7 protein-coding genes and 2 pseudogenes are annotated in these 10168 nt (G+C 70.3%); 4 read left to right on the top strand and 5 right to left on the bottom strand.

Going from position 1 to position 10168, the window contains the following annotated elements; all coding sequences use genetic code 11:
* Positions 1-33 precede the first annotated feature (33 nt).
* Both KIV56_RS19300 and KIV56_RS20745 read left to right on the top strand, forming a co-directional pair.
* A complete protein-coding gene (locus KIV56_RS19300) occupies positions 34-450 on the top strand; it encodes a molybdopterin cofactor-binding domain-containing protein (RefSeq protein WP_281536231.1) in 417 nt (138 codons plus the stop codon).
* 178 nt (positions 451-628) lie between these two features.
* A pseudogene (locus KIV56_RS20745) lies at positions 629-1969 on the top strand (xanthine dehydrogenase family protein molybdopterin-binding subunit); the annotation flags it as partial.
* Positions 1970-2566: 597 nt separating this feature from the next.
* Here the strand turns inward: KIV56_RS20745 and KIV56_RS19290 are convergent.
* From KIV56_RS19290 to KIV56_RS19270, 5 genes are all read right to left on the bottom strand, one after another.
* Positions 2567-3274 carry a class I SAM-dependent methyltransferase gene (locus tag KIV56_RS19290; RefSeq protein WP_281534687.1) on the bottom strand — a complete coding sequence of 236 codons (708 nt, stop codon included), beginning with the start codon at positions 3272-3274 and terminating at the stop codon, positions 2567-2569.
* A gap of 223 nt (positions 3275-3497) precedes the next feature.
* Positions 3498-4373, bottom strand: a complete 876-nt coding sequence (locus tag KIV56_RS19285) for an ABC transporter permease (protein WP_281534686.1) — start codon at positions 4371-4373, stop codon at positions 3498-3500.
* The gene (locus tag KIV56_RS19280; protein WP_281534685.1) at positions 4349-5161 is read right to left on the bottom strand and encodes an ABC transporter permease; all 813 of its coding nucleotides are present in this window, start codon (positions 5159-5161) and stop codon (positions 4349-4351) included. The genes KIV56_RS19285 and KIV56_RS19280 overlap by 25 nt, the downstream gene beginning before the upstream one ends.
* Positions 5161-5982, bottom strand: coding sequence for an ABC transporter ATP-binding protein (locus KIV56_RS19275; RefSeq protein ID WP_281534684.1), 822 nt, complete (start codon positions 5980-5982; stop codon positions 5161-5163). Before KIV56_RS19275 ends, KIV56_RS19280 begins: the two co-directional genes overlap by 1 nt.
* 136 nt (positions 5983-6118) lie before the next feature.
* The gene (locus KIV56_RS19270) at positions 6119-7222 is read right to left on the bottom strand and encodes an ABC transporter substrate-binding protein (RefSeq protein WP_281534683.1); all 1104 of its coding nucleotides are present in this window, start codon (positions 7220-7222) and stop codon (positions 6119-6121) included.
* Between the two features lie 299 nt (positions 7223-7521).
* Between KIV56_RS19270 and add the strand changes: the two genes are divergently transcribed.
* On the top strand, positions 7522-8487 hold the full coding sequence (add, locus tag KIV56_RS19265) for an adenosine deaminase (protein ID WP_281534682.1): 966 nt from the start codon (positions 7522-7524) through the stop codon (positions 8485-8487).
* Between the two features lie 214 nt (positions 8488-8701).
* Positions 8702-10149: pseudogene (gene allB, locus KIV56_RS19260) on the top strand (allantoinase AllB).
* Positions 10150-10168 lie beyond the last annotated feature (19 nt).

Below are 10168 nucleotides of genomic sequence, written 5' to 3'. Positions count from 1 at the left end.
GAGCCGCGTCGCCGATCCCTCCCCCGCAACCTCGTGGCCGAGCTGCATGGCGAGTACGGCGACCTTGAGGCCGGCCTCGGCGAGGCGACCCACCTGGTCACGGGCACCTGGCAGACCCAGCGGGTCGCCCACACCCACCTCGAGACCCACGGCACGATCGGCTGGCTCGAACACGCCGGCACCCCGAGCAGCGGCTCGTGCTGCGAACGAGCTCCCAGGTGCCGTTTCTCGTGCAGCGCGAGATCTGCCACATCTTCGACCTCGACCCGGCCGCGGTCCGCGTCTTCCCGCCCGCGCGGCCAAAGAATCCCACCGAGGACCCGTCACCCTCGCGGCCGGACGGGCCGCGGGAGTACGAGTCAGCCGGGAGAGAACGGGCGCGCCGACCCGGCATCCGATGCGGGCGGCGCACCGGCGCACCACGACGGTCGCCCCACCCCCCCCCTATAACACCGCCGGCGGCGGGGGGGGGGCGCAAACCGGACCCCCCGGCCCCCGCCCGCGCCGCGGCGCAGGGGGGCCGCGCGCGGCGGCGCGTGGGGCGAACAACCCCCCACCGCCCTGGGGGGGGGCCCCCGGCGGGCCGACCACGGCGCCCCCCCCCCCGCGCCCCCCGGCCAGAACGGGCTACGGCAACCACGGCCCCGGGGTGATGTACCACGGCAGCTCCGAGTCAGTGAGCCTCTACTCCGTGCCCAACAAGCGAGTGGATGCCCGCAGCGTCTACACGAACAACCTCCCGTCCGGCGCCTTCCGCGGCTACGGCCTCGGCCAGGTCATCTTCGGTGTCGAATCGGCGCTCGACGACCTCGCCCGCGACCTCGGGGTGAGCGCCTTCGACCTGCGCCGGCTGAACTCGGTGCGGCCGGGAGACCCCTCCCGTGGTCACCCACGTCGAGGGCGAAGATCTCATCTTCGGCAGTTACGGCCTCGACCAGTGCCTCGACCTCGCCGAAACGGCCCTCGCCCGCGGTAACGGCACGCCCGTGCCCGATGGACCCGAATGGCGGGTCGGCGAGGGCATGGCGACCGCGATGATCGCAACGATCCCCCCGCGCGGGCACTTTGCTCAGGCATCCGTCACCCTGTGTGACGACGGCCGCTACGCCGTGCGCGTCGGCACCGCCGAGTTCGGCAACGGCACCACGACCGTGCACACCCAGCTCGCCGCGACCGCCCTCGGTACGAGCCCCGACCGCATCGACATCCTCCAGTCCGACACCGACACGATCGGCTACGACACCGGCGCCTTCGGCTCCGCCGGCGTCGTCGTGGCCGGCAAGGCCGTGCTCGGTGCGGCGACCGCACTCGCCGCGCTGCTTCGGCAGGCGGCGACGGATGCCCGCCCGGGCACCCCCGCGGACGCCTGGCTCCTCGAGGCCGATGGTCTCCGCTGCGGCAGCACCCTCGTCCCCCTGACCGAGCTCGCCGCGCGCGCAGCGACCGGCCCGCACGCGAGCGGCGCGACCAACGCTGCGCCGGCCGACACGGTTCTCCGCGGCACGAGCTCTGAGGACGGCGCTGTGCGCTCGGTCGCCTTCAATGTGCAGGCCTTCCGGGTCGCCGTGAGCACCGTGACCGGCGAGGTCCGCATCCTGCAGTCGATCCAGGCGGCGGATGCCGGTGTCGTGATGAACCCGGCGCAGTGCCGCGGCCAGATCGAGGGGGCGTGGCCCAGGCGATCGGCACCGCGCTCTACGAAGAGGTCCTCCTCGACGGCGAGGGCACCGTGACGACGAGTGTGATGCGCAACTACCATGTGCCCCTGCTCGCGGACCTGCCCGTCACCGAGGTGTATTTCGCCGAGACGAGCGACGACCTCGGCCCGTACGGAGCGAAGTCGATGAGCGAGTCGCCGTACAACCCGGTCGCCCCTGCGCTCGCGAACGCGGTCCGCGACGCGATCGGCATCCGCCCGTACGAACTGCCGATGTCCCGCGACCGCATCTGGCGCCTGATGCACCCCTGAGGACGGCCGCCGAGGTCACGCGCCACCTGCGCCGCTTCGCGCCAGGCACGCAAGGCGCGAAGCGGCGCAACTGGCGCGCGACCGGCAAGGATTGGCGCGCACCGGCGAAACTGGCGCTCACCGACACGACGGGCGCAGAGCGGCGCAACGGGCGCGACACCCGGGTGGCCGGGTGCGCTCCCTGAGGCGCGCGCCACTTGCGCCGCTTCGCGCCAGGCATGCAGGGCGCGAAACGGCGGAATTGGCGCGCGACCGGCAAGGATTGGCGCGAAACGGCGGAACTGGCGCTCACCGACACGACGGGCGCGAAGCGGCGCAACGGGCGCGACACCCGGGTGGCCGGGTGCGCTCCTGAGGCGCGCCACTTGCGCCGCTTCGCGCCAGGCACACATGGCGCGAAGCGGCGGAACTGGCGCGCGACCGGGAAGGATTGGCGCGCACCGGCGGAACTGGCGCTCACCGACACGACTGGCGCAGAGCGGCGAGACTGGCGCTCACCGACACGACGGGCGCGCATCGGCGCAACGGGCGCGGAGCGTCCCGGCGTGCGGCGCGGCAGGTGCGCTCCGCGGCGGTGGATGCGGCGGGGACAGTCGACTAGGCGGCCTCGGTAGATTCCGACGCGGGCGGGAGTGCGGGCGAGACGAGCAACAGGTGGTACGCGTCCGGGCCGTGTCCGACCCGGAGGTGCCGGGTCTGGATGAGGCCGGCACTCTCGAGGGCGGCGGTGATCTCCTCGGTGGGGCGCACCCGGAAGCCGTGCTCGACCACGGGCATCCGCTGCATCGCGGCCGGGTCGAACACGCCGACGACGAGACGGCCGCCGGGCCGGAGCACCCGCGCGAACTCCGCCGCCGCCCGGCCGAGGTCGGGCAGGAAGTAGAACGTGTTGAGGGTGATGACGCCGTCCAGGCTCGCGTCCGCCTGCGGGAGGCGCTCCATCGATGCCTCGAACAGCGACAGCCGACCGGCGGTGAGGTCGTCGCGGAACCTCCGGTGCGCGGCATCGACCATGGTCTCCGACTGGTCGACTGCATCGACGTGCCCGTCCGGTCCGACCCGCTCGAGAAGCAGCTGGATCCCTACACCGCCGCCGAATCCGATGTCGGCCAGCCGGGCATCCGGTGCGGCTTCGAGCGCGTTCACGGCGGCGCGGATGATTCCCCGGTTGCGTCGGTTGAGCATCCGCCCCACCAGCCGGCCGCGCCACCCGCTCGGATGCCCGAGCTGGGCGGCCAGTGCCTTGATCACCGGGGCCGGGGTCTTGAGACTGCCCAACGGCTTGCGGTTCTGTGACGTCTCCATGCCAGGAACAGTAGCCCCGCGCCGGTGCGCCCACTACGGGCGCGGCCCGGTCGCGCGCGCGGGTTGACTGCGGCCCCGGGTTGTGGTGCGCACCATTTGCGCCGCTCCGCGCCAGGCACGCATGGCGCGGAGCGGCGGAAGTGGCGCGCAACTCAGGAGTGCGAGCGTGAGGAGTCTCGCGGGGCGTTCGAGCCGCACGCCCCACCCAACCTCTCGAGCGTGGCTAGGCCCCGGTGCTGCTCTCCATGCCCATCCGGCGCAGGACGAGGTTCTCCACCAACTGGGCGACCCCGTACAAGACGATGGACACGAGCGTGATCGCCACGACGGATGCCCACACCTCGTAGTTCTTGACCTGGGCGACCGCGATCACGATGCCGTGGCCGAGTCCCTGCCCGGTCGAGAGCCACTCGGCCAGGAGCGCACCGGTGATCGCGCCGGGGATCGAGATTTTGACGGCGGCGAAGAACGACGGCAGCGAGCTCGGCAGCGCCACCTTGCGCAGCGCCGTGAAGGCGTTGCCGCCGTAGACGGCGATGACGTCGTTGATCTGCGGCGACGAGGACCGCAACCCGAACGCGATGTTAACGAGCGCCGGGAACAGCACCACGATCGCACCCATCACGACGACGAGGCTCGGCCCGCGCCCGGTGATCAGGCTGATCACCGGCACGAGCGCTACGAGGGGCACTGACCGCAGCAGCAGGGCGATCGGCATCAGCGCGCTCTCGATTCCGCGGGATAGCGTGAACGCGATCGCGAGCACGAGGGCGACGACGAGGCCGGCGACGAAGCCGAGGAAGGCATCCCCGAGGGTGACCGTGAGGTTGGTCAGGATCGTCGTGCGATTGACGCCAGCGTTCGGAACGGTGAACAGCCAGTTCCAGACGTCGAGGGGTCCCTTCGCGATGAACGGCGAAACCCCGAGCAGCAGGATCAGGCCCTGCCAGGCGACGAGCACAATGACGAGGGTGATCAGCCCGGTGAGGGCGGAGCGCCCGACCACGGCGCCGAGGCCGCGGACGACCTTCGCGGTGCTCGGCGGACGGGCCGCCGACATGGTTTCGAGGGCCATCAGGAGCTCCGTCCCGTCAGCCACGGTGTCGCGAGCCTGCTGATCAGCCCGAAGAGGCCGTAGCCGAGCCCGGCGAGGAGGCCGGCGACGAGCGCGAGCCCCCAGACCCGGTCCACGTTCGCCGCGGATCCGGCAGCGAGCATCGCGATGCCGAGGCCGCGGTCGACGCCGCCGAGGTATTCGCCGAGGATCGCGCCGAGCAGAGCGGCGGGTGCCGCGATCTGCAGTGCGGAGAGCACGCTCGGCAGCCCGGCCATCAGCCGCACCTTGCGCAGCTGCATGAAGCGTCCGCCGCCGTAGACGCTGACGAGGTCGAGGCTCGCGGGGGTCGCGGCCTTGAGGCCGACGAGGGAACCGACGACGGTCGTGAAGAACACGGACATCGCCGCGAGGAAGATCGCGGTGCCGGAGAGTTCACCGCCGCGCGGGGCGCCGATCACGATGTAGGCGATCGGTCCGATCGCGACGATCGGGATGCAGTAGGTGATGACCGCGATCTGCAGGGCGACCTTCTCGATCCGGGGAACGACGAGCACGAGGCCGGCGAGCACGAGCGCGGCCGCGTTGCCCCAGAGGAACCCGACGGATGCCTCGCCGACGGTGATCGAGACGTGGGACAGGTAGAACGCCCATCCGTCGGAGATCAGCTGGGCGACGACGGCGCCCGGCGTCGGGATCGCCCCGCCCGGCACTGTCCCGATGCCGCGGAAGATCGTGGTCGCACCGAGCCACCACAGCACGATGACGACGGCGACGCCGATCAGCCCGGTCGCCCAGGCCGGGAGCGTGCGGAACGTGGCGAAGCCGCGCATCAGTCCGTCTCCGCCACGGAGAGGGCGTCGGGGCTGAAGAGCAGTTCGGAGGCGCGGTCATGCAGGGCGTGGAATTCGTGGGAGCGCATCATGTCCGGATGCCGCGGGCGGGGCAGGTCGATGTCGATGACCTCCTTGATGCGGCCGGGACGGGGGCTCATCACCGCGACCTGGTCGGAGAGGAAGATCGCCTCCGAGATGCCGTGGGTGACCATCATCGTGGTCGCTGGCTTCTCGGTCCAGATCCTGAGGAGTTCGATGTTGAGGCGCTGGCGGGTCATGTCGTCGAGGGCGCCGAAGGGTTCGTCGAGCAGCAGCACCGAGGGCTTGAGCACGAGGGACCGGGCGATCGAGACGCGCTGGCGCATCCCGCCGGAGAGCTGGGCCGGCTTGGCGTGCTCGAAGGCGGTGAGGCCGACAAGCTTGATCAGTTCGGAGACGTAGTCCTCGTCGACGGGCATCCGTGCGACCTCGAACGGGAGCTTGATGTTGCCGCGCACACTGCGCCACGGGAGCAGGGCCGCGTCCTGGAACGCGATGCCGAGCTCGTGGCCGCTGCGGAGTTCGGCCGGGCTCTTGCCGTCGACCATCGCGGTGCCGCTCGTGGCCTCTTCGAGGCCGGCGAGGATCCGCAGGATCGTGGACTTGCCGCAGCCGGACGGGCCGAGCAGGGACAGGAAGCTGCCCTTGTCGGTGTGCAGGGTGGCGTCTTCGAGCGCGGAGACTTCTTTCCGGCCCACGGTGAAGACCTTGTGGAGCCCGGAAATGTGGAGACCGGTGCCCAGAGCGTTGCTCTGGACACCGGCATCGGTCGTACTCACAGGGTGTATTCCTTTACTGGGCGTCGTCGGCCGCTTTCGGGGCGGCCGCGTTTCGATGTGCCTGCGTACTGCGGGTGCTGCGTACTGCTGGTGATGCGTACTACTGGTGATGCGTTGTGACCGGGAGGGGGAAGACCTACTTGGCGTAGTTGACCAGGTCGGGGTTCTCCGCGTAGACCTCGGACAGCAGGCTCATGTCGAAGAGCTTGTCGGCCGTGATGGTGACACCGGCGGCAGCGAGCGTCTTGATGCTCTCCGACTGCAGCTTATCGCTGATGGTGAACAGGCCGTTCTTGGCGGTGTCGTCGCTGACGATGAGGTCGGTCGACTGGATCGTGGCCTGCTTGGTCTCCTTCGCGATGGTGAGGCCGAGGTCTGCGCCGTACTTGTCGATCGTGAGCTTGGCGGCGGCGGCGGGGTCCTTGATGGCGGCGGCCCAGCCCTTGATCTCGGCGATCAGGAGGCCCTTGAGCTTCGCGCGGTCACCCGAGATCTCCTTGTCGGAGGCCGTGAAGGTCTCCGCGACGAACGGGAGACCGTTGTCGGCGAGCGGCAGGTTGACCGGGCCGAGGCCCTTGAGGTCGGCGTCGATGCCCTCGTTGGTGAGGTAGGAGAACCAGCCGTCGACCTCGCCGTTGAAGAGCGGGGTCGGGTCGTACTCGACCGGGACGGTGGTCAGCGAGGTCGGGTCGATGTTGTTGACCTTGAGGAATGCGTCCCAGAGGCTCTGGTTGCTCGCCTGCACGCCGATCTTCTTGCCCTTGAGGTCGGCGAGCGTCTTGATGTTGCCCACCTTCGCGAGGGAGAGGATGGAGAACGGGTTCTTCTGGTACGTGGCGCCGATGATCTTGATCGGGGCGCCCTCGTTCGCGATGACGGTTCCGGTGGAGATCGCGTTTCCGATGCCGAGGTCGACGGTGCCGGAGATGACGCCCGCTTCAGCGGATGCCGGGCCGGCGATGAGGTCGACGGAATCGAAGCCGGCCTTGGTGAAGTCGCCGTTGGAGTCGGCGAGGAACTCGCCCATGAACTCGGTGTTCTTGATCCAGGACAGCTGGATGCTCGCGGTGCCGAAGGATGCCGGGCCGGCGGAGGCCGAGGAGGCGGGCGTTGAGCTCTCGTCGCGCAGGAAGTCAACGCGATGGTTACGGCCGCGGCGGCGGCGACGCCCCTGCAGGATACGACGGGCGGGACGCCCTGCCGGTGAACGGTGTGCTGTTAAACCTTGGGTCCGGGTCATGAAGCTGTTCCTCTCGATGGTGCTCGTGGGGTGCCGTTGGGGGTGCCGTCAGGGAAAACGGCTGCTGTGATACCGTGCGGCATACGCGCGGGTTCCCTGAATTTAGACCCCGCAGATGACGCTGCGACCTCGACAGTGTTTCCGTCGTGTTGCAGCATTCTGGGTGCCCGTTGCGGGAGGAAAAGTGCATCTGCCGCGTGATACGGTCACGGCGTCCGCCCGAAAAGGAGCCCCGATGCCGTCCGTTACTGAGCCTACTGCCGCGTTTGTGTCCGGATTGCCCAAAGCAGAGCCTGCATGTGCACCTCGAAGGCACCCTCGAACCCGACCTCAAACTCGCCCTCGCCACCCGCAACGGGATCGATATCGGGCAGTCGACGGTCGAGGAGGTGCGCGCGAGTTACGCCTTCGATTCCCTCGCGAGCTTCCTCGCGGTGTACTACCCCGCAATGAACGTGCTGATCACCGAGCAGGACTTCTACGACCTCGCCACTGCGTACTTCCGCCGCGCCTCCGCCGACGGGGTGCGCCACGTCGAGGCGTTCTTCGACCCGCAGGCGCACACGTCCCGCGGTGTGCCCTTCGAAACCGTGATCACGGGGCTGCACCGTGCTGCAGCGGATGCCGCCGGTTACGGCCTCTCGGCCGAGCTGATCCTCTGTTTCCTGCGTGACGCATCCGCTGAGAGCGCCCACGAGACCCTGTCGGCCGCGCTGCCCTACCGGGACCTGATCGTCGGGGTCGGGCTCGACTCCGACGAGCGCGGCAATCCCCCGGCGAAGTTCGCCGAGGTGTTCCAGCTCGCCCGCGAGGCCGGCCTCAGGCTCACGATGCACTGCGACATCGACCAGGTCGGCAGCATCGAGAACATCCGCCAGGTGCTCGGGGAGGTCAGGGTCGACCGGATCGACCACGGCACGAACATCCTCGAAGACCCGGCACTCGTCGCCCTCGTGCGGGAGCGCCGGATCGGCCTGACCTGCTGCCCGGTCTCCAACAGTTTCGTCACGGCGGACATGAAGGCGCGGGAGATCGTCGAGCTGCTCGGCCTCGGCGTGCTCGTCACCCTCAACTCCGACGACCCGGCCTACTTCGGCGCCTACGTCGCAGACACCTACACGGCGTTCGCCCGGCAGGCCGGCGTCGGCAGGGACGAGCTCGTCCAGCTGGCCCGCAATTCCTTCGAGGCGAGCTGGCTGTCCGACGCCGACCGGCAGGGATACCTCTCCGAGATCGACGACTACCTCGCGGCGAACCCGGCCTAGTCGGAGACCGGGCCGGGGCCGGGGTATTCGTCGACCCCGGTCCCGGAACGGCCAGACGCCGGGGCGCCCGCGGGGGTCGTATTACGGGCAACCGACCGGCGTGTGACGATCGCGTTTCGAGAGTCCCGATTGGCGTCCCGAGGCCCTGATTAGGGTGTTTGCTAGACCATCTGGTCGGCCTCACGGCCGTGGATTCCAGCAGGCAGGAGGACCGATGCGCGAACGAGTCGACCGGGTGATCCGGGCGGACGCCGTGCTCACCCCCTGCCGGATTCGCGCCGGGGGCGGTGACGATCACGGGCGGGATCGTCACCGCGATCCTGCCGGTCGACGAACCCGTCGAGACGCGACCGATCGCAGAGTCCGGCCTGCACGACGGCGGGGCCACGGACATCCGTTTGCGGAAGGGCCTGGTTCTTCTGCCCGGCCTCGTCGACACCCACGTGCACGTCAACGAGCCCGGCCGCACGGACTGGGAGGGCTTCGCGAGCGCCACCCGCGCCGCGATGTTCGGCGGGGTCACCACCGTGATCGACATGCCGCTCAACAGCATCCCGCCGACGACGACGGTGCGCGGCCTCGAGCTGAAGCGTGCGGCCGCCGGGCCGCAGTCGAGCGTGAACGTCGGGTTCTGGGGCGGGGCGATCCCCGGCAACCTCGGCACACTGCACGAACTGCACGCGGCCGGCGTGTTCGGGTTCAAGGCCTTCCTTTCCCCTTCCGGCGTCGATGAGTTCCCGGCCCTCTCCTCAGCGGAGCTCCTGGCGGCCGGCGCCGAGATCGCCGCGTTCGGCGGCCTGCTGCTCGTGCACGCCGAAGACCCCGCCGAGCTCGACGCGGCCCCGCCCGCCCACGGGCGCTCATACGCCGGCTTCCTCGCGAGCCGTCCGCCGCAGGCCGAAGCGAGTGCGATCGACCGGGTGATCGACGCCGTGCGCCGTACCGGCGTGCGCGCACACATCCTGCACCTCTCGGCGGCCGCCGCACTGCCGCGACTGCGGGCGGCACGGGCCGAGGGACTCCCGATCACGGTCGAGACCTGTCCGCACTACCTGTCCTTCGCTGCGGAGCAGATCCCCGACGGGGCGACCGCCTTCAAGTGCTGCCCGCCCATCCGGGACGCCGCCAATCGCGAGCCTGCTCTGGGAGGCCCTCCTCGACGGCACGATCGACCTCGTGGCTTCAGACCACTCGCCCGCGACCGGCGAGCTCAAGCTCGGCCACGGCGGCGACTTCGGCCTCGCCTGGGGCGGCATCTCCGGCCTCGAACTGAGCCTGCCCGCGGTCTGGACGGCCGCCCGCGCCTCCGGGATCGGCCTCGAGCGCGTGCTCGGCTGGATGTCCGCCGCGACGGCACGCTTCGCGGGCCTGCCCGGCAAGGGGACGATCCGGCCGGGGGCGGATGCCGACCTCGTCTCCTTCGCGCCGGAGGAGTCGTTCACCGTCGACGTCGGTGCCCTGCAGCACAAGAACCCGGTGAGCGCGTTCGACGGCGCGACGCTCAGGGGCCGGGTGCACAGCACCTGGCTCGCCGGCACGCTCGTGCACGACACCGGGCCGGCAGAGGCCGGAGCATCCGGGGTCACGTCGCCCGCGGCATCCGCCCCACCGGAAGACCCGCCCCGAGGCGCCCTGCTCCGCCGCCCGGCACCGACGCTCTGATTCCCCACCCCTTGCCCAC

The sequence above is a fragment of the Cryobacterium breve genome, from assembly GCF_027594785.1.
GTDB lineage: Bacteria > Actinomycetota > Actinomycetes > Actinomycetales > Microbacteriaceae > Cryobacterium > Cryobacterium breve_A.
The sequence above is the reverse complement of the archived record's forward strand: the minus strand, read 5'-3'. Positions and strand labels throughout refer to the sequence as shown.